This is a genomic window from Cryobacterium sp. Y29, assembly GCF_002929825.1.
Lineage (GTDB): Bacteria > Actinomycetota > Actinomycetes > Actinomycetales > Microbacteriaceae > Cryobacterium.
This window is the reverse complement of the sequence record NZ_PJJN01000020.1, coordinates 1-18260: the sequence shown is the minus strand read 5'-3', so window position 1 is coordinate 18260 and position 18260 is coordinate 1. Positions and strand designations below refer to the sequence as shown.

At 62.6% G+C, this 18260-nt stretch carries 22 protein-coding genes; 14 read left to right on the top strand and 8 right to left on the bottom strand.

Going from position 1 to position 18260, the window contains the following annotated elements:
• The first annotated feature begins 117 nt into the window (after positions 1-117).
• Together CXY74_RS01040 and CXY74_RS01035 are read left to right on the top strand one after the other, a co-directional pair.
• Complete coding sequence (locus CXY74_RS01040; protein ID WP_104198710.1) at positions 118-666, top strand: hypothetical protein; 549 nt, start codon at positions 118-120, stop codon at positions 664-666.
• 177 nt (positions 667-843) lie between these two features.
• Positions 844-1407: a GNAT family N-acetyltransferase gene (locus tag CXY74_RS01035; RefSeq protein ID WP_104198709.1), complete on the top strand. Its 564-nt coding sequence runs from the start codon at positions 844-846 to the stop codon at positions 1405-1407.
• A gap of 69 nt (positions 1408-1476) precedes the next feature.
• On the opposite strand, the gene CXY74_RS01030 is transcribed toward CXY74_RS01035, so the two are convergent.
• The 7 genes from CXY74_RS01030 to CXY74_RS01000 form a co-directional block, all read right to left on the bottom strand.
• A complete protein-coding gene (locus tag CXY74_RS01030) occupies positions 1477-2094 on the bottom strand; it encodes an AbiV family abortive infection protein (protein ID WP_104198708.1) in 618 nt (205 codons plus the stop codon).
• 130 nt (positions 2095-2224) lie between these two features.
• Positions 2225-2461 (bottom strand): glutaredoxin-like protein NrdH, encoded by a 237-nt coding sequence (gene nrdH, locus CXY74_RS01025; protein WP_104198707.1) that lies wholly within the window; start codon positions 2459-2461, stop codon positions 2225-2227.
• A gap of 10 nt (positions 2462-2471) precedes the next feature.
• Entirely contained in the window at positions 2472-2879 is a 408-nt protein-coding gene (locus CXY74_RS17640; protein ID WP_199183103.1) for a hypothetical protein, read from the bottom strand.
• A complete protein-coding gene (locus tag CXY74_RS01015; RefSeq protein WP_104198706.1) occupies positions 2879-3547 on the bottom strand; it encodes a ParA family protein in 669 nt (222 codons plus the stop codon). Before CXY74_RS01015 ends, CXY74_RS17640 begins: the two co-directional genes overlap by 1 nt.
• A 382-nt stretch (positions 3548-3929) precedes the next feature.
• On the bottom strand, positions 3930-5036 hold the full coding sequence (locus tag CXY74_RS01010) for a hypothetical protein (RefSeq protein ID WP_146070004.1): 1107 nt from the start codon (positions 5034-5036) through the stop codon (positions 3930-3932).
• Between the two features lie 203 nt (positions 5037-5239).
• The gene (locus tag CXY74_RS01005) at positions 5240-5464 is read right to left on the bottom strand and encodes a hypothetical protein (protein ID WP_104198704.1); all 225 of its coding nucleotides are present in this window, start codon (positions 5462-5464) and stop codon (positions 5240-5242) included.
• A gap of 102 nt (positions 5465-5566) precedes the next feature.
• On the bottom strand, positions 5567-5887 hold the full coding sequence (locus tag CXY74_RS01000) for a hypothetical protein (RefSeq protein WP_146070003.1): 321 nt from the start codon (positions 5885-5887) through the stop codon (positions 5567-5569).
• 319 nt (positions 5888-6206) lie between these two features.
• Between CXY74_RS01000 and CXY74_RS00995 the strand changes: the two genes are divergently transcribed.
• From CXY74_RS00995 to CXY74_RS00940, 12 genes are read left to right on the top strand one after another with little or no spacing between them, the layout of a single operon-like run.
• On the top strand, positions 6207-7391 hold the full coding sequence (locus CXY74_RS00995) for a hypothetical protein (protein ID WP_104198702.1): 1185 nt from the start codon (positions 6207-6209) through the stop codon (positions 7389-7391).
• A gap of 13 nt (positions 7392-7404) precedes the next feature.
• Positions 7405-7737 carry a hypothetical protein gene (locus CXY74_RS00990; protein ID WP_233193087.1) on the top strand — a complete coding sequence of 111 codons (333 nt, stop codon included), beginning with the start codon at positions 7405-7407 and terminating at the stop codon, positions 7735-7737.
• 24 nt (positions 7738-7761) lie between these two features.
• Positions 7762-8481, top strand: coding sequence for a hypothetical protein (locus tag CXY74_RS00985; RefSeq protein ID WP_104198701.1), 720 nt, complete (start codon positions 7762-7764; stop codon positions 8479-8481).
• Positions 8481-9956, top strand: coding sequence for a hypothetical protein (locus CXY74_RS00980; RefSeq protein WP_104198700.1), 1476 nt, complete (start codon positions 8481-8483; stop codon positions 9954-9956). The genes CXY74_RS00985 and CXY74_RS00980 overlap by 1 nt, the downstream gene beginning before the upstream one ends.
• A complete protein-coding gene (locus tag CXY74_RS00975; RefSeq protein ID WP_104198699.1) occupies positions 9953-11662 on the top strand; it encodes a hypothetical protein in 1710 nt (569 codons plus the stop codon). The genes CXY74_RS00980 and CXY74_RS00975 overlap by 4 nt, the downstream gene beginning before the upstream one ends.
• Positions 11663-11718: 56 nt before the next feature.
• Positions 11719-13182: a type IV secretory system conjugative DNA transfer family protein gene (locus CXY74_RS00970; protein WP_233193091.1), complete on the top strand. Its 1464-nt coding sequence runs from the start codon at positions 11719-11721 to the stop codon at positions 13180-13182.
• Between the two features lie 18 nt (positions 13183-13200).
• Positions 13201-14289 (top strand): hypothetical protein, encoded by a 1089-nt coding sequence (locus CXY74_RS00965; protein ID WP_104198697.1) that lies wholly within the window; start codon positions 13201-13203, stop codon positions 14287-14289.
• Positions 14286-14534, top strand: a complete 249-nt coding sequence (locus CXY74_RS00960) for a hypothetical protein (RefSeq protein WP_104198696.1) — start codon at positions 14286-14288, stop codon at positions 14532-14534. The genes CXY74_RS00965 and CXY74_RS00960 overlap by 4 nt, the downstream gene beginning before the upstream one ends.
• The gene (locus tag CXY74_RS00955; RefSeq protein WP_104198695.1) at positions 14527-14961 is read left to right on the top strand and encodes a hypothetical protein; all 435 of its coding nucleotides are present in this window, start codon (positions 14527-14529) and stop codon (positions 14959-14961) included. Before CXY74_RS00960 ends, CXY74_RS00955 begins: the two co-directional genes overlap by 8 nt.
• A 14-nt stretch (positions 14962-14975) precedes the next feature.
• Positions 14976-15482: a hypothetical protein gene (locus CXY74_RS00950; protein WP_104198694.1), complete on the top strand. Its 507-nt coding sequence runs from the start codon at positions 14976-14978 to the stop codon at positions 15480-15482.
• On the top strand, positions 15479-17188 hold the full coding sequence (locus CXY74_RS00945; protein ID WP_104198693.1) for a type IV secretory system conjugative DNA transfer family protein: 1710 nt from the start codon (positions 15479-15481) through the stop codon (positions 17186-17188). Before CXY74_RS00950 ends, CXY74_RS00945 begins: the two co-directional genes overlap by 4 nt.
• Positions 17181-17663, top strand: a complete 483-nt coding sequence (locus tag CXY74_RS00940; RefSeq protein WP_158252258.1) for a DUF4913 domain-containing protein — start codon at positions 17181-17183, stop codon at positions 17661-17663. The genes CXY74_RS00945 and CXY74_RS00940 overlap by 8 nt, the downstream gene beginning before the upstream one ends.
• Positions 17664-17736: 73 nt before the next feature.
• Here CXY74_RS00940 and CXY74_RS17435 read toward each other — a convergent pair.
• Positions 17737-18260 (bottom strand): hypothetical protein (locus tag CXY74_RS17435; protein ID WP_199183102.1); only part of this gene is annotated, 524 nt, incomplete at its 5' end.

The following is an 18260-nucleotide window of genomic DNA, read 5'->3' as shown; positions in this document are numbered from 1 at the left end:
TGAACGAGGTTTCGCATACACTCGCGCGGAACCAGGTCCAGGGCAATTCAATCCTCTCTAAGGTTGCTACCCGGGCGGGGAACGGTCGCTGTCGTGGGCAGACGCTAATGTGAGCGCATGTCATTGGACTGGTTAGGCCCCTCTGTAACTCTGGTGCTGGGCGTTGCCGCCTTCTTCGTCGGTGGGGCGAGCGAGAGGCGTCGGGACCAACGGCTGTCGGCGCGTGAGCAAGCGGCACGAGAGCAAGCGGCTAGAGAACGACGGGACGAAGAGCGACACCGTTTTCAGCTCGAAAACTATTTGTCCCTGCAAGACGCATTGCGGGAGTACATGCGGACCCTCGCGAAGATCATTTGGGCGGACAGGGCGATAGTCAAAGAGCACGGACATTTCACGATGCTTCCGGAGGGCCTTAGCCAAGATGCTTTCGATACGGGCATTGTGTTCGGTCGCCTGATGAATCGAGTCGTGGACGACGAGTTGCGGGACCAACTTGAACAGTTCAACTCGCTAGCCGGGCAGACGACGATCCCGCCGTTGGACAAGTCCATTTCGAAGGAGCGGGGAATTGCACTCATGGACGACCGCAATGACGTGCTGGCGAACATGTATCAAAAGTCCGCTGACATGGTTGGTGATCGCCTGCGGCGTGAACTGAAACGCTAAGTGAACCGCCCCAGGGCGATTCCGCCTCCCATTGAGCGGGAAGGATGTATTTCACTCGGAAAGGGTGAGATACCCGCTCCGATCTGCAACCGTGCCGGGAGCTGTCTCGCAACCAAAGTGTGTCGAAACCCATCTTTTCCGGTCGCGTCGGTCGGACTCCCCTGACAGGATGAAAGGGTGCCCAACTCTCCATGGCCTGCGCACAGCGGGGCTCTTCTTCTCCGAGACATGCGACCCGACGACCTGAAACACCTGGTCGCTCTGCGGAACAACCCTGCAGTGAACCACTTCATGCTGCGCACCCACGTCGACCCCGAGGCGTGGTGTCGAGAGTGGATGACGATCCCGGACAGCGAAACGGACTTTTCCTGCGTTGCCCAGCTCGATGGTGAGATCGCTGGTCTGGGCTTCCTCGACGTCATCGACGGTATGGGCCAGCCCGGGATGCCTGAACGCACGCAGGGCGTCATGGGTTACATGCTCGAACTCGACCTCGCCGGGAGGGGGCTCGGGACCGACCTGGCCCGTGGTCTTCTGTCCGCAGCATTCGACTCGCTCGAACTACGGCGCGTCATCGCGAGCTGCAATGCTGACAACGTGGCGTCAGCCCGCGTGCTCGAAAAGGTCGGCATGCGACGGGAGCAGCACGGGGTCCAAGATTCCTGGCATGCCGAGCTGGGCTGGGTCGACGGCTACCAGTACGCGCTCCTGGACCACGAATGGCGCGACATGCACGCGTAAGCCGATCGTTATTGAGCAGTTCGAGGGTGGTGTGGCTTCCTAGGGAGTTACGCCGTGGCCTTGTCCTGCCTAGTCGTCCGGGCCATGAGCCAAGACCGCTAATAGCAGTGACTCAACTTCCTCGGTCGGGGAGACCGCATTGCCCGTCAAGCTGGCTCGTAGATGGTCCTCCATGAGGAACCACTGGATCATGTCGGCGGTCTCCCAGATCTGAGACCGCAGGAGTGGCCTTTCGATCTCATGCGGCACCGTGAACGAGCCGTCCGCTCGGAGATCGACGTAGAAACCGCTCTTCTTCGCCTCGTTGTCCTCCTGGGCGAGGCCCTTCAGGTAGGCGTCCAGCACGTCGGGAGCGTGGGTCTTCACCAGTTCGATCTCGATAGGCTCCGGATTGCCCGGTACCTCGGCTAGTACGGTCCCGAAATCGGCGGCCTCTATGAGTTTTGCGAGGTGGTGAACCCCCTGCTTGCGCAGTTCGGGCACCTCGTGCGGCGTCTCATCACCGTCATACCAAGCATTCCGGAACGACTTGTAAACCCAGACGGCCTTACCCACTTCCTCCTGAGCAAGGACAATCAAGGACTGTGCGCGTGGTGATGGGAATAGGGCGTCCGCATCGATGATGATCCGTGCTGCGTTTTCGAGGAGTGCCAGCCAGAATGCTCGAGCGGTCGTCGGCGTCAGCATCGTCACGTTGTCAGACTAGAGGTCATTCCGGCGCAACCTGCTGCAGCCCAGCTCGCTACGATCTGTGCATGGAGGTTCTGTAGCCTGGGACGGCAGCTCACGCGACACTTCTCGTGATCTGGGGCACACTTCACACTTGCGCACCCCTGTGCTGGGCGATCTTGTCGGGGCGGAAGCCTGACCAGTGGTCGTGTTCGTCCACGACAACTACCGGGGCTTGGCTGTACCCGAGTTCTTCCATCACGTACTCCAACGCGGCCGCGCTGCTGGTGAGGTCTATGACCTGGTACTCAATACCCGTCCCGTCGAGCGCGCGATAGGTAGCGGTGCACTGCACGCAATTCGGCTTGCTGTAGACGGTCATCATGGTTGGGCCGTTAGTCGGTGAGCCCGAGTGATTTGCGCAGCTGGTCCTCTGTGACGCCGTGCAGCTCTTCCTGGTGCTGTTTGAGCAGGTCGAGGGCTACTCGTATGAGGGTGTTGTCTGTCAGTCGCTCACCGGCGCCCTGTCGGCGTTGGTTGAGTTCCTTGCGCTGCGCTTCGACCCATTCGAGCTGGTCGGGTCGGATGCGGGTTTCTTTGCGCTCATAGGTGAGCCAGCGCGGGACGCTGCGAACGTCTTGGGGCTCTGCCGCGGGCTGTGCAGCCGGGGCGCTCACGGGTGCAGCGGTTGGCGCTACGTCTGCCGTCGGTGCGGTCGGCGCGGGCTTTTCGACCTGGGGAGCAGGTGGGCCGGCTACAGCAATGTCGCCACCCAGCATGGAACCGAGATCCCTACGTGCCATTAGTGAACCGCCTCTGTCGTCTCGTGTGCCCAAACCGTGAGCAATTCGGTTGTTACCGCGGCGAGGTCGGTTTGAGCCTTGGTCGCGTCGCGGCCGCCATAGTGAAGGATCGAGACGCCTTCTCCGGTGGCGTCCTCATATACCTGGTACTCGCGCAGGAATGAGCGGAAGTGCAGGTATCCCGCGCCGTCGAGCAGGTCATACAGGCCACGTGCGTCTTTGAACCCCCCCGTTGCATCAATGCTCCGCGGCTTAACGCGGTTCGCCAGGACCCGATACGGCACGCCACGGGCTATGACGTGTTCGTTTAGCGTTCGCGTGAGGGGCTTAATCGACAATGCCGTGGCTTTGCACGGGAGGATGACGAAATCGGCCACGTCGAGCACGGCATCCAGCACAGGGAGGTCGTGCAGCGAACCGGGCGTATCCACCAGGATCACGTCATAGGGCAGCTCACGCAGCCGGGCCAGGTTTCCCACCTCTGTATCGGCGGCTAGGTCGAACTCGAATTCGGGGCCGTGGTCGAACCACCAGGCGCTTGACTGCTGCGGATCAACGTCCACAACTAGGACACGTGAACCGGATGCGGCCAGGGATGCTGCCAGGTTGATTGTCACGGTGGACTTACCGTCCCCGCCCTTCTGCTGAGCTACTGCGACTATTCGCATGTGATGACCTTTCAGATTGTGGGCCGAGTTCGTAACTCGGAGTTCGTAACTCGGAGTTCGTAACTCGGAGTTCGTAATTAGAAGTTCGGAGCTACAGATTCAGCTTATGCAGCATGAAGGCGGCCGTCAAGCAAGTTAGGAGTTCCGAACTCAGAACTAGTAGTTAGTAGTTACGAACTCGGAACTCCTAACTACTAGTTCAAAGTTCGTAACTCCGAACTCTGAGTTACTAAGTCGGAATGTCAATGCTCATACAAATCACTTCACCACCTCGTAACTCGGAGTTCCTAGTTCGGAGTTCGGAAGAGAGACAACCTCGTGGCAAGGAATCGCGTAGCTATTCGTTGGCGTCACCCGATGCGGAACGGTTGACCTGGGGGAGTTAACGGCGTGCGGAGATTCCGGCAAGCCCTCGGGTTGGTTTGATCCGCTTGGGGAAGTCGCGGTGCATCTGGTCTAACACCGCTTGCACCTCTGCCTGGTTGATAGCGGCCACGCGTTCGGCCTCCTCGCGGGCTTCCTCAGCGCGAGCTGCCTGCTCGGCCGCTCGACGTGTAGCCGCTACGGCGTGGCGGATGCGGTTGGGCTCCGCGCCGGCTGCTCGGGCTTTGTTGATGAGCCAGGCCAGGTAGGCGACGGGGTCACGGTGGGCTCGTGGATTGACGTTGCGTGCGCCAGTCCTGGCGCAGAACTGATCTACGGCAGCGAGTAGGCCGTTTGCGGTCCAGTCCTGGGCAGAAACGCCCAAACGGTGCAAGAACAGGTTTACCGTGCCGACGTGCCGGCCCTTGTCGAGCCAGGGCAGGCGGGCCACCAGCTCGGCGGCTAGGCGCTGATCGACCAGCGGTCGTGGTTTGCGGTCGTGGCCACGGCGCTTGTTCGTCACTGATTTTTGCTGGGGGAGCGCAGCGACCGGGCGGCGCGCGTCAGCGCGCGTTGGTGATGATTTAACAACGGGAGATAAAGACTTACCTTCCCGAGGGGAAGGTAGCTGGACATTTTCCACAGGCTGCTTCTTCGGCAAGGTCAGGGCGCGCAGTGATGCGGCACGGTACTGGCGACCGCCGTGCACCTGGTGTGCGGCCGTGCGCTCGCTCCTGGTGAGATAGCGGCCGACAGTGATAGTCACGGAGAACCCCAGTGTTTCCAGCAGCTCGCGGGCACGCTGAACGGTCTTGCCTGACATGCCCAGCTCAGCCGCGACTGTCTCGTGTGCGGTGCTGACTCCCCGGCCGGTAGCCACGTCCGCTGAGAGCCAATCAGCGCGCGCCACGCGCAGCAGGGTGCCGGCGGCGACCTTGGCCAGACGGCGGCATCCCTCGCCGTGGGGAGTCGCAAGGCAATCCATAAGCGCGTCGAACCAGGACGTGCCACTGGTCCAAGCGACTACCTCGGAGTAGGCACCGTCGACCGGTCGCAGCGACCAGGAGGCCGCGCGATTCTCTCCACTCTCACGTGGGGCGCTGGGTGTCCGCACAATGGGGGACACGACACTGCCGGTTTTTGGCGCAGGAGCATGCGTTTTGGGCGTGTTTACGCTTATGATGAAGTCACTCCTTCATTGGGGTACAGCAAAGGCCCGGTTGGTAGCCGGTAGTTTTCTGGAAATGCTCTGAACCTGTAAGTCGCCAAACTTGGGCAGGTTCGAGCCATAGCTTCAAGGCCCGCCGTGAAAACGGCGGGCCTTCTGCGTTAATCGGGGTTGATAGGCAACCTCTCGTTGTTCATCCACACGGGCAGGCCTTCGTCATTGAGCGGAAGGTTCTTAACCATCAGCTCCACGAACACAGCCGCGGAAACGCCGCCGGCCGCCGCATATCGCTCTAGATCGAGCTTTACCGCTTCCTCGATCGCGTAGCCAAGGCGCACTGACTTCGTGCGAGTGTTGCGCGGGAGACGCGGGTGCGGGGTGGCCATACCTTGAACGATAATGCTGCATGTATATCCGTGTCCAGATTGGGGGCGGTGTGTCGCGCATCCCGTCTTGCGAAATCGTGGCCCACGTGCCCCTGGGAGGGGTTACCCAAGGAGGTGCGCGACTGTCGCGCCCAGGTCGTCTGCGATTAGCTCGCGATTGGCCCAAAATGTCGTCTTGGGTGGGCGGCGCTTGAAGTCGTCCGGGGCGTCGTCCTGGACGTAACCGAGCCGGCCCAGATCCTTTAGGGCCTCATGTACGGAGTTGCGCGACATTACGTCCTCGGGGATGAGGTCGAAAAGCTCGGTGAAGGTACGGGGCTTTTTTAGCAGGATGCGCAGCACGATTGCTCGCGTGGGGGCGGAATAGGCCTCGTGGAAACGGGCCACCCGCTCGGGGGCATTGATTCCAGCCATGTCGTTCATTTTGTCGGAACTCCCAACGTCGCGTTGAGGCCGCGACTTATCGGCGGCAGTTCACTGGGCAGCATATCCACCAAATTTGGAAAGTCTCCTCAGTGTCGGTGGCGTGCTGTAAAAGTGAGATGGTCCTCATTCTGTGTCCGCCTTTAAGGGGACATAGCGCAACTACCGCGTCAAAAAGCCGAATGTGATCACCCCAATTTCGGGAATCACCCCCCGTTTGGGTGGAAACGCGGTGCAAAAATGGGACACTAGACAAGCAGCTCGGGGGACTGCGCTATCTCCCTCGAATGTGTAGGAAACTATTCGAGAGGAAGCACCTATGACTGACAGCAGTCGTGGAATTGCAAGCGATGTGTTCGGCGGAGCTGCACGCGCCAGCCAATACATCGAAGAGGACGCCAAGCGCCCACCAGCGGCGCAGCAGCCCGCCGAAGACCTGGGCGAGCTGGCCGCGCTTGAACCCGACGCAGCAACCGACTCGCCGTTGGTCGTTGCCCCGCCGCGGTCCTCGGCTGCCATGACGGCCGGACCGTCTCTGCCGGCGGATTCCACGTCCGTTCTGTTCGGGGGGCCTGCAGCGGCGCTGACGGTCACTGACCCCGGTAAGGCCACTACGGGTTTCCGTGGCGCTATGGCCAGGATGGGGCTCCCGGTGAAGCCCGGGACCGATGAAATCGAGGCCCGTCGCGTCGAATCGGTACGCCTGGCCGCTGAGACGGTCGTTCGTCAGGCGACCTGGACGCGTGCCGTCTCAGTCCTGGTGAACAACCCCAAGGGCGGGACCGGGAAAACCCCTACAGCGGTCATCCTCGCGGGTGTACTGGCGTCGATCCGTGGGGGATCAACGGCGGTCCTGGAAGTCTCTGACGATCCGGGCGCGTTGGGCTATCGGGCCGAAGGCAACCCGAAGCTGGGTCTGGGGGAACTGGTGCGCGATATTGACCAGGTCAAGACCGCCGGCCGGCTCCATGGCTACACCGCCCCGCAAACGTCGTTTGCTGACGTGATCGCCTCGACCGGCCGGCGGGACCGTTTGACCGGTGATGCTGTGGTCTCGGTCTGCAAGGTCATCGATGAGTTCTACGGGATTCGCGTTATGGACTCGGGCAACGTCACTACGTCATCCGCTTTTCAGGGCGCGGTATCGGTCGCTGACGTACTCGTTATCCCGGTGATGAACGCGGGAGATTCGGTACTCGAAGCGATTCAGCTACTCGAGGAGCTACGCGCCGCCGGCGGCCAGCCCAAGCGCCTGGCGGACACCGCTATCGCCATTCGACTCACGGACGGACGGCCGGAAAACCAGGCCGTTTCTGATGAGGTGGCGCGCCTGATGTACGAAGCCGGCGTTACGTCGCTGCACGAAGTTCCCTATGACGCCCACATTGCCGAGCGTCAGCAGATCACCCTCTCCAAGCTCGCGCCCGCGACTCGTGACGCCTTCGCGGCCGCCGCGGCCGCGGTAGTCACTTCCCTCAAAAACTCGGTTTCGACCGAACACTGAAAGGCCCACAGCAATGAACGATCTGATTCTCTCCGCCGTCTCGCGGCTGCCCCTGGCCATTGATAACCCCCTCGACGGGCTTGTCCCCGATTTCTCGTTCGGCGGAACTGAGTTCACCGCGCTGTGGCAGAAGCTCATCACCGCGATTTGGGGAATCGCGATCCTGATCTCCATCGTCTACCTGGCGTTGGGTCTAGTGTCCATGGCTGGCGCTTCCAGTGACTCCAATCCGAACCCGCAGCAGCACGCTCAGGGCCGCAAAAAGGCCCTGTGGGCTGGCGTCTCTCTAGCCGGCCTCGCCGCTCTCGCGCTGATCGTCGGCGCGATCCTCAGTTTCGTCGGCTAACTGCCAACCCCTAGGAGGCGCAGCATGCGTATGTACACCAAAGCCGGCCGCAGCCGGTGGCCCTATGTCATCGGCGCGGCCGTGGTCGTAGTCGCCGTAGCCGGCGGAATCGTCTACTCGTCCACCCAACCAGGCGGAGAACCCACCGCAGCGGCGTCAAGCGAACCGACCCCAACGGCATCCGCCCCCTCTGGCGGGGGCAGTTCTGGCGCAGGCGACAGCGACGAAGATCTAGCGCCCACCGGCTGCCTCGGCGGTCAGGAGCGCACCGCAGATATGGTCTTCGCCGCCCAAGATTCGGCGAAGCACACCTCATATGGAGCCGTCGAAATGGCGGCGTCCGTCTACCGCTGGCTGTGGCAATCTCCCCACCCCGTAGAAGCCGAAGCGAATGCGGTGAGCGGCGAAATTATGGCGAAATCAGCCAACGAATCTTTCAAGGACCTGGCGGCCAGCTATTCAGCCACACCGGATATGACCGGCGGGCAGGTGGCCGAAGACACGCCATATCACCTCTCGACCACAAACGGGTTGTGGTCGATAACTGAAGGAAGTACCGGCGACCAGGTAGAAGTCAACCTGGCCGCGGGATACGTGATTAACGGTGAACTCAGTTCCAGTAAATCTGCCGTCATCAGTATGACCATGGTTTGGGAAGCTGATAGCTGGCATCTCCTATCTGGAGGTACGCCCGACCAGGACAAGCTTGCCGCCGGAGGCAACCGCTTCACCGGAGGCTGCTGATGCCCGACGGTGCCGCCCTTGCCGCCCCAGGCGCGGAGTGCACGGATAACTTCCTTATTTGCGGAGCGAGCGACGTAGTCAACGGCGTTAGCGATGTAGTCAATGGTGTGGGAGGTGCTGTTGGTGGTGCTGTGGAAACAGCGAAGGGTTTCGCGGACTTCTGGTCTGATCCGGCGGGCAACTCTTTCCAGATGTTGCAGGACGGTGCTAAGGGCCTGGCTGATGATGTGTTGCCCGCGATCACGCATGCAACCCTGCCTGATTTGACGGCTGATTGGTTTATCAGCTCGTACCGAATCAGTTTCGGCCTGGCCGTGTTCGTGCTTGTTGCTCTGCTCATCCCGCAGTTCGTCCGCACCGCCCGCGGGCAGCAGTCGGGCCGGGACCTGGCGGAATCGCTGGGACTCTACGCACCGATTTTTCTCGTTGGCGCAGCATTTGGGCCGGCTGTGGGTGCGGTTCTGGTGAAGTTCTTCGGCGCACTCTCGGACTCGCTCATCAGTTGGGGAGTCAATACGTCCGCGCAAAACATCGTGGAGAAGTTCTCCGAGATGTTGAGCCACGACGACAACGGCGCGGGCCTGGCCGGCGGCGCGATCGTGGGAATCGTTCTAATGATCTTCATGATTATTGGCCTTTTGATCGTGGTGCTGATCCTCATCGTGCAGCTCATCACGCTGTATTTCTCGGGGGTGCTGTTTCCCCTCGGGTTGGTTTGGATCGTTGACCCGACCAAGCGCGCTTTTGGGTTGAAGATTTCCTATCTGTGGTTTGGCATCCTGGCGTCTCATCCGTTGCTGTTCTTCATGCTCGCGATCGCCTATTCGATGGTGTCAAGCACCATCAATGTGTTCGATGGGGACGCAACACTGGAACGCACGGTAACGCTAGTGGTGTCGATCCTGTCGCTGTTGATCGCGGGGCTCTCGCCGGTGCTGCTAACGAAGTTCGCACCGGTTCTGCCCATGGGTGGCAGTGGCGGGGCTCCTTCTCGCGGGGGCAACATCGGTTCTAGTTCTATGCAGCAGGCCGATGCGAGAGTCAGTGACTCTGGGTCTAGCTCGCAGTCCGATAGTGGCGGGGCTGCTCGCAGCGGTGGGGCTGGCTCCGCGTCGTCTAGCGCTGGTATATCCAGCCCGTCCGGCAGTTCCGGTGGGGCTGGCGCTGAATCTGAGGAGGCTAGCTCCTCGATCACTGCGGCCACCAAGGGCGGCGCTGCAGGCGGGGGAGCGGCCAGCGGTGGTGCAGCTGCTAGGGGAGCCACTGCGGCTACTGCCGCGGAGGGTGCGGCGGCTGCTGGCGCTGCCGAGTCCTCAACGGGTGTTGGTGCCGCTATCGGCATCCCAACAATGATCGTGGCCGGCGCTATGGCAGCCGGTAACGCCACGAAGAAGGTCTCTGACTCTGTGGGCGCGGCCGCGGCCGAACCAGTCGATGACCAAGAAGACCACTATGGGAAGGACTCGACCTCATGAGTAACACCAAGGAAACAGCGATTCGTTACCTCGGCGGTGAGTCTGGTCACCGGTCCTTCTTCGGCGGTACGTCCTCGAAGGGCCGCACGATTGGTTTGGCGGTGTTTGTCGTGGGCGGCATTGTCGGCATGGCGTTGACTAGTTCCCTGATCGTGCTGCTGATCGCTGCCGGCGGGGCCGGGGCGACGATGCTTGTTACCGCGCGCACGCACCGCGGTACCATCCTGCAGCGCCGGGCCAAGCGTTCCCGGTGGCGCTCACGCAAGCGCCTCGGCACGGACGTGTACACGCCGTACGACGATGAGGAGTGGACCCGGCTGCAGCAGCTTGCCACTGTCGGCACCAAGCCGGAGAAGGCCGCCGCGTCCAGGGCGTTGGGCCAGATGCGGGCTAACCCGGACGGCGCCGACGGGATGGGCTGGCTGCAGTACGCATCCAACCTGCCAGGTATCGCCTGGCATGCTCCGATTGGGCAGCAGCCCTACCTCTCGGTCGCGTTCAGCGTCTCCGGGCAGCTCCGGGGGATGGAGACCGCACAGTCTCTCATGCGGGCCTCTGCAGCCTGGGGGCGGTTCCTGGGTCGCCGGGCCTCGCCGGCCTCGCTCATCAGCGACATTCAGCCACTCACTCGCGTGCTGCCGCCCGACTCGGCGCGGCAGCAACTGTGGGTGACCAATCGCCTAGAGACCGAATCAGCCGAGGAGCCGTGGACCGACGTGCAGCGGGAGTCTTTCTACGCGCAGACCAGGTCCTATGACCAGGTCATCCGCCGGGCCAGCGCTGATGCCATGGTACAGCGGCATTACGTCGTCGTGTCCTGGCCGCTGAACCAGCAGTTCACGGATGCGGCCGCGAAGTTTGGTAAGGGTCGTGACGCCTGGCGGGCTCTGATGAACGATGAAATCAGGGCGACCGTGCGCGGTCTGACAGAGGCTCGTGAGGGTGACGTGGTCGCGTTGACGGCCAAGCAGACTGCCGCGCTGATTATTCACCAGCAAAACCCGAGCATGCCCATTGACCTGGTGCGCCAGGTCGAACCAACACAGTTCGGGTTGGCCTCGCATGACGAGTTCTCGGCGCATGTGGTCGAGAGTTTCGATCCCACTTTCGTGCACCCGGGCGAGTCAGACGAGAACGCTCCGGCGGTGACCTGGTGGCACCGTACCGCCGCGATCCATGGGGAGAACCTAGCCGTTGCCGGCCGGTCCCCGCTGTGGAGCTTGGACCTGCTCATCGGGCGGGAACTCACCTTTGTCCGCACGGTTTCGTTCCACCTGCACTTGATCCCCGCGGGCCAGGCTAAAGCCGCCGCACGCGCTGACGTGGTGCGCGATATGGCCGGCGTCGTCGCTGACCAGGAGAAGGGCCGTCTGGTCGCCGACGAATCAACCACCCGCATGTCGGCCGCGCAGCGCCGTGCCGCGGACCTGTCCGCCGGCTCGCACCACCACGGCGTTTCCTGGGTCGGTTACATCACCATTTCCGCCGAAAGCCGCGACGAGCTCGCGCAAGCCTCACGGCAGCTCGAAGAAGCCTGCTCCACCGGTTTAGGGATCGACCACCTGGACTGGCAGGACTCCTATCAAGCCGCCGCCTCCGGCAGCACCTGGCCCATCGGGCGCGGGCTCCGCGCAGACTCGGCCTCCTTCGCAACCCGCTTCATTGGCCGCCTGGCCGGCCGGAGCGAGAAAGAAGCAATCTCATGAGCAACACCCGAATCAAGACCAAGCCGGCCGCACCTGCCGCCGTCGAAAACGTGGATATGCCGCGCCGGCAGCCGCGCCTTGCCAAGATTCCATTCCTAAAAATCTTCGTGGCCCCGGAGGCTATGGCTCCGGTACTGACCGGCGGCGAGGGCACGGCCACGGCTGGCGCACCGCTGGACGTAACGCCGTTCAGCCTGCCCGGCTCCCGGCTGCGCTCGTCGCCCTCAGCAGCCGCCCGCGGCTGGTACGCCCCTTCGCTGGCCGGAGCGCCGACGACGACACGACAGGCCGAGATTCTCAATACGGGCATCATCGGTGCCCCGACCGGGATTGAGGGAGTCGTGAACGGGACAGACAATCTCTCGTCGACGATGATCTGCCACGATGCTCCGACTGCGTACAACATGACGCCGCGGCGCATCACCAGCCCTAACGTGCTGGTTTTGGGCACGGTCGGTTCTGGCAAGTCCTCGTTCACCAAGACTGTGCTTGTTATGCGCCCGCTGCTGCTGCGCAATCACCGCGCGGTGGTGTTTGACAAGAAGGACCAGGGCGGCGAGGGCGAATATTCGGCCGTGGCCCGCCGGCTGGGCGCAGAACCTCTGCGGTTCGATCCGGACGGCTCTGGTACCCGACTGAACCTGATGGACCCGCTTATCGCTCAGGGCACCGGCCTGCAGGGCCAGATGTTGCTTATCAACGCTGTTGCGCGCATTGCGCGCAACGATCTGCCCGCGTCCGAGTGGGAAGAAAAAGCGACCCGCTACGCGCTGCAGAACCTGTTTGCGGAGAGGGAAATGGCGAACACCACCCGCGCGGCCACCACAGCGGATTTACTGCCGCACCTGGGCGACGTTCCGGCGGATCAGAACCTCTCGGACCTGGCCAAAGAACGATTCCACCAAGCGGGCTTGTCGATCCGCTTCGGCCTGGAAAACCTGCTGGAAACCTACGCCGGTGTATTCGATGGTGAGACCAGCCGAAACGTTGACCTGGCACACAAGCTGACAACGTTCGACGTGTCCCAGCTCCCCGACGACGGGCCCGCGGTTCCCACGGTTATGGCGATCGGCAATATGTGGCTGATGGGCCGTCTGCGCCATGAACGCGGGTACATCACCAACGTTGTCTATGAAGAGGGCTGGCACATGATCGGTGGGCCCTCTGCGCGCCTAGTCAAGGCCAATCAGAAGCTCTCCCGGGGGCTGGGTATCTCCAACGTGTTCGTGATGCACAAGGGCACCGACATTCCAGAAGACAGCCCCGGCTACACCGTTGTCCAGGAAGCGCAGACGGTGTACGCATTCCGGCAGGACCGCGACGAAGACGCCCAGTGGGTCACTCAGACGTTCAACTTCGCACCGGATACCGCGGAAACGCTGATGAACCTGGACCCCGGAAACTGCGTGTTCAAGTACGGCTCCAACCCGGAAACGCACATGCGCCACATCCGCTCCGATTGGGAAATCGACGTGACCAACACCGACGAGGCCATGGCAGCCGGCGCGGCGACGGCATAACCGGAGGAGGGGAACACTATGGGAAAGCTCGGGGGCGTAGCCCTTCTGATCGTGCTGGTATTCGCCTTTACCGGCATCGTGTTCGTCACCGGCGGCGGTAAAAAATCATGCGCGGTAGCGGCCACAATCAGCCCGGCCACCGTGGCCGGCCTGGAACCGGTGGCCGGCTATTCCGGCGACCAGCTCGTCAACGCCGCCACGATCATCACAGCGGGCGCGGCCGCGGGCGTGAACGTAAAAGGCCAAACGTTGGCCGTGATGACGTCCATGGGCGAATCTGGCCTACGCAACATCGAATACGGAGACCTGGCAGGGCCCGATTCTCGAGGCCTGTTCCAGCAGCGCGACACCTGGGGCACTCTCGCGCAGCGCCTGAACCCGACCGTGTCGGCCGGCTTCTTCTTTCAACGCCTGGTAAAGGTTCCGAACTGGGAGACGCTCACGCCCACCGCAGCGGCTCACGCCGTGCAGATCAACGCGGACCCCGACCACTACGCGCCGTACTACGCCCAAGCAGAATCCGTTGTTGCCGCTCTCATGGGCGGGGACTCGGCATGCGCTGCGACGGCGGTTGCCGGCGGCAACACGCAGCAGCTCGCGGCCGACCTGGTCGTGAAAATCGACGAGGGCAACATCACCGGGCTTGCACCGGACCACCTGAAAGAAATCCGTTGGATCGCCGCGGGTGAGGTTCACGAGAACTGCGGAATCAACCTGGCCATTTTGCAGATCATCACCATTGCCGTGAACACATTTGGCAGCGTCGGAATCTCCGACATAAACCGGCTGTGCACCGACCAATATTTGGGCAACCCGAATAGCTCCCACTGGGCCAACGGCGGCGGCCACGCGGTGGACTTCTTCTCCCTAGACCGCACACCGACAACGGGAGCGGACGCCAACGCGATCAAGCTCCTGAACATCCTCGCACCTCTGATGCCTGAGGGCTCCGCTACCGGGCAGGTGCAGTGCCGCTCAGACGCCGGAACCTCGATCGATTTTGCCGGACTGAATCAGTTCAACGACAGCTGCAACCACATTCACCTGCAGGTCGATCCCGCTTTCACCGGCTCACTCAAAACCGCCCTCTCGGAGGCCAGCTCATGACGCGCGTCAGTTCTCCTACTTACTCGGCCACGGCCGAGATGATTACGACCTCCGGGCAGCTGCTCGTTGTGCCGGGCGTGATTGGCGCCGGTGGCGCAGCAATCGTGTTTGGCGTCGTCGCAGTTAAGCGCCACCGCCCGGCTGGTGGGTCCTCTCTGAGAAGCCTGCAGCGCTGGATGGGTGCGCTCTTCCTCGGCGCGGTTCTCGTCGCGGCCCTTGGCGCTGTGGTGGTGGGCATTGTCTGAGGCAGCTTCCATCGCCAATCTCGCCAACGAAGAGTGGACGATCACCAACACCGCGCACGACGTCGTCACCGTGGACCTGTGGCTAGACGTCGCACTGCGCCGGCACACCGAGGATCTGGCTGAGATAACCAGCCTGCCCGTGACGGTGCGCTACCAGCTCAACGGCGTGGACATCGACGGCGACGTGTGCGCCGTGCGCTCGGCCCTGGATTGGTTGCATGAGGCCTACCGGGCCGCGAAAACGTATGACGTGACCACTCGGCCCGAGCGCTATGCACTACTGCAGCGCCTAGCTGAGAGCCGCGTCATGCCCTCAGAAATGGCGGTAATGGTCGGCGTTGACGTGTCGACCGCTGAACGATTCGCAGGAGCCGACGACGAAGCGCGGATAGCGCGCTCGATCCTGCACCGACTTAAGACCATCTAACGAGGGGACCAACTATGGACACCGAAGATGAATGGGGCCGCCTCGCGGCCCTCCCGGAAGCCGGCAACCGTGCCGGCATTTACACCACCGGCGGAGATCTCCGCGCTCACGGCATCGACCCGCTCACCCTGGGCCTAGCCGACCTGGGAGCAGCTATACACCGCGGGGACGACCAGCTAGAAATCCCGTTCCTCTCCAACATCGCACTGAGCCTGGTTGTTCCCGGAGAGGTGCAGCTGATTAGGGCAAAGACAAACGTGTTCCGCCGCGATCACCCAGTGATCGGGGCGGGGGTTTTCACTGACAGTCACCCCGCGGAGTGGTTGGAAACCCTGGCCAAGTTCGATCAGTCCGTCCTCGTATACGCACCCCACGGCCCGCGTCATTACTCCAGCTACGGGAGCTGGTTGGCGCACTGGCATATCGGTCTGCTCCCGGTGGCCTACCGGGTCGATTTTGACGGCTTCTCGATTTTTCCTCCTGGCACAACCATCACCGTCAACCTGGACGCCGCCGCATGATCGACACCACAAGCAAGTGGCTCACCGCCGCCCTGGCCGTCCTGCTGCTGGGCGGGCTGTACCTCGCAGTGCACGTCGGGGCGGCGATTACGCCGACCGGACACACCTACTCCTGGAATTTCTTTACCCTGCTGGGCGATATGGTCCTCCGGGGTGCGCCCTGGCCGCCGGCCGCGACCGGGGCCTCTGTCGTCGCGCTGATTCTCGCGCTGGTCGTGTTCGTCGGGTTCATGGCCTGGATGGCTAGGCGGGCCGCGAACAAGCGCGGAAACGTTGCAGTCGCGCATATGGCAACCCGCAAGCAGTCCGCGGTACTGCGCGAGAAGGCGCGCTCCAAGGAAGCCGCGCAGCTGCACCCGCACGCCGAGTCCCTGCCGGCGGGGCAGAGTGTGGGCCGGCTGATCGGAACGAAGAAATGGGTACTGCAGGGCTGGCGTGAGCTGGGCGTATATGTGTTCGGGCCCGGCCGCGGTAAAACCTCTGGCATCGTCATTCGGCACATGATCGAGGCACCAGGTGCCGCGATCATGACCTCAAACAAGGTTGACGGCGTCCGCGAAACATTGGCCGGCCGAAAGGACCGCGGCCGCGCATTCATTTTCGACCCGAACCGGATTTACCGGCGGGAGTTCACCCCCGATTTCGTGTTCAACCCTTTGGACTACATCGAGAACGCGGCCGACGCGAAAGAGCTGGCGGCGATCTTTGAAGCATCCACCCGGAAAGCATCGGACAGGGGCGGTGACGCCCAGTTCGACACCAGCGGCCGGGACTTGCTGGCGTATTTCTTCCTGGCTGCGAAGCTGGAAAGCCAGCCGTTGTCGATGGTCTACACCTGGATTGCACGGGGGCTGGGCAAGGACGTTCAAGGGATCTTGGAAGAGCACGGCAAGCAGGGACCGGCGGATGCCATAGCCGGAGTCATGCTGTCACCGGACAAGACCCGGGGCAGCGTGTTCGCTACCGCGCAGCGCATGGCGTCCGCTCTCGCTGATGATGAGCTGCTTCTGTGGACTTCGGCCGAAGGGGTCCGCAGATTCGAGCCGGCGGAATTCATCACCGGCAGTGACACTCTCGTGCTGCTTTCCAAGGACGGTGAAGGCTCCGGCGGAGCACTGCTGACGGCTCTGGTGCGGACGATTTGCAAGACAGCGCAGCGGGCCGCTGAAAGCAACGGTGGCCGCCTCACCGTGCCTTTGGTGATGGAGCTGGACGAGTGCGCCAACATCGTGAAGTGGCCCGAGCTGCCCTCGGTGTACTCGTACTACGGTTCGCTCGGGATCATCCTGAACACCTATTTCCAGTCCCGCGCCCAAGGAATCGAAGCGTTCGGCCGCGACGGCTGGGGCACCCTCTGGGATGCCGCCTCCAACCGTGTCTTCGGTGGAGGTGTCCTGGACGACGAATTTCTCAAAACGATCGCCGCATTGATCGGTGAACACGACGAAATCACCTATGGCAGCTCCACCGGCCGCGACGGCGCTATGTCCACCTCGACCAACACCCGGAAAGTGAGCACGATGGACGTTGCCGCCCTGGCCTTCCTGCCGGAGTGGCGGGCGATCGTGTTCAACTCCAAGTCCCGCCCTGTCATGGTCCACACCGTGCCGTGGTTCAGGGACAAAATCCTCAAGGCGAAGATCGAGGGTACGGCCGCGGGCGTCCCGGTCACGCCCGCGATCGGATCGGCGGTGCCCCGTGGCTAACGGCGACGTGACCGGCCTGACCGACGACGAGAGAGAAGCGCTCACGGACGACGAGCGCGACACTGGGAACAACGAAACCGTCGAAGGGACCGGCAATGAAGAGCCCATAGATAACCGGGCCGATTTTTTGGACTGGTTCGCGGAGCACTTCCGCACGGTCGAGGTAACCGATAGTCACGAGTCCGCGCCATGGTGCCCCGAGTGGTGGCTACACCCCGAAGTAAACGCCCGACTGTGGGCGCTGTTTCTGGCCCACCAGGAAGTGGAGACGAGCGAGTCGCTTGGGGCTCTGTCGGATTGGTGGCTGCGCCACTGGGACGCCCACCGAGCTGTCCTCTTCAACCCTCAGACCGGCCCGTTCAAAGACTGCTCTACGACCAAAGGTCATCTGTCCCAACGAACCCGCAACACAAACATCGCTGCCATTGCTGCAGTTCTGCCCCCAGACGAATGGCAACCGCCAGTAGGGCAATAGACACAGGCCCCGCAGATGGTGGGACACACGGAAGGGTACCCGCGGCGCGGGTGCCCTTCCGTGTGTCCCGGGGCTACCGTTCGATGCCCTGGTCACGGGCGGGAGCCTGATCCGCCCCCGATTGCCGGTTGCGGTCACCCGCTTTCTGCACCTTCACGTTGACGCCCTGCCGGCGCAGTTGCTCGACCCGTTCGGCCGCACGTTTCTGCTGCTGCTCCTTCATCTTCTGAGCCGTTGATGTAGCGTCCGTGGCCTTCTGTGGCGCTTTAACAGCGGTAGTGCCCGGTCGTGCCGCCGCGGTCTGTCGGGCGCGGAGAGCCGCGGTTGTGGCTGCTGCGGCGGCGCGCTGCCGGTCGTCCTCGGTGGCGGCGGGGCGTGAGCTGAGAACCTGCGACTTGTGCATGGCCGTGACCCGCTCGGCCAGGTCTGCACCAACAGTGCGCTGCCGGTAGTCCGCCGGCACTGCAACGGTCTCCTGAGGATCGATGCGGTACTGAGTGCGGAACACGTCAACCTCGGCGGCAAGTTCCGTCCACTGCTGCCGGCGGTCGGTGTCGGCGGGAACCTCTCCTAGCTCGCTTGCCCACTCGGGCTGTT

Coding starts and splice junctions, on each gene's coding strand:
- nrdH (WP_104198707.1), bottom strand. CDS start 2,461: ATGATGACCGTCTACAGCAAGCCGAATTGCGTGCAGTGCACCGCTACC.
- CXY74_RS00990 (WP_233193087.1), top strand. CDS start 7,405: ATGAACGATCTGATTCTCTCCGCCGTCTCGCGGCTGCCCCTGGCCATT.
- CXY74_RS01005 (WP_104198704.1), bottom strand. CDS start 5,464: ATGGCCACCCCGCACCCGCGTCTCCCGCGCAACACTCGCACGAAGTCA.
- CXY74_RS01040 (WP_104198710.1), top strand. CDS start 118: ATGTCATTGGACTGGTTAGGCCCCTCTGTAACTCTGGTGCTGGGCGTT.
- CXY74_RS01015 (WP_104198706.1), bottom strand. CDS start 3,547: ATGCGAATAGTCGCAGTAGCTCAGCAGAAGGGCGGGGACGGTAAGTCC.
- CXY74_RS00995 (WP_104198702.1), top strand. CDS start 6,207: ATGACTGACAGCAGTCGTGGAATTGCAAGCGATGTGTTCGGCGGAGCT.
- CXY74_RS00950 (WP_104198694.1), top strand. CDS start 14,976: ATGGACACCGAAGATGAATGGGGCCGCCTCGCGGCCCTCCCGGAAGCC.
- CXY74_RS00970 (WP_233193091.1), top strand. CDS start 11,719: ATGCCGCGCCGGCAGCCGCGCCTTGCCAAGATTCCATTCCTAAAAATC.
- CXY74_RS00965 (WP_104198697.1), top strand. CDS start 13,201: ATGGGAAAGCTCGGGGGCGTAGCCCTTCTGATCGTGCTGGTATTCGCC.
- CXY74_RS01000 (WP_146070003.1), bottom strand. CDS start 5,887: ATGAACGACATGGCTGGAATCAATGCCCCCGAGCGGGTGGCCCGTTTC.
- CXY74_RS17640 (WP_199183103.1), bottom strand. CDS start 2,879: ATGGCACGTAGGGATCTCGGTTCCATGCTGGGTGGCGACATTGCTGTA.
- CXY74_RS01030 (WP_104198708.1), bottom strand. CDS start 2,094: ATGCTGACGCCGACGACCGCTCGAGCATTCTGGCTGGCACTCCTCGAA.
- CXY74_RS00945 (WP_104198693.1), top strand. CDS start 15,479: ATGATCGACACCACAAGCAAGTGGCTCACCGCCGCCCTGGCCGTCCTG.
- CXY74_RS00975 (WP_104198699.1), top strand. CDS start 9,953: ATGAGTAACACCAAGGAAACAGCGATTCGTTACCTCGGCGGTGAGTCT.
- CXY74_RS00960 (WP_104198696.1), top strand. CDS start 14,286: ATGACGCGCGTCAGTTCTCCTACTTACTCGGCCACGGCCGAGATGATT.
- CXY74_RS00980 (WP_104198700.1), top strand. CDS start 8,481: ATGCCCGACGGTGCCGCCCTTGCCGCCCCAGGCGCGGAGTGCACGGAT.
- CXY74_RS00985 (WP_104198701.1), top strand. CDS start 7,762: ATGCGTATGTACACCAAAGCCGGCCGCAGCCGGTGGCCCTATGTCATC.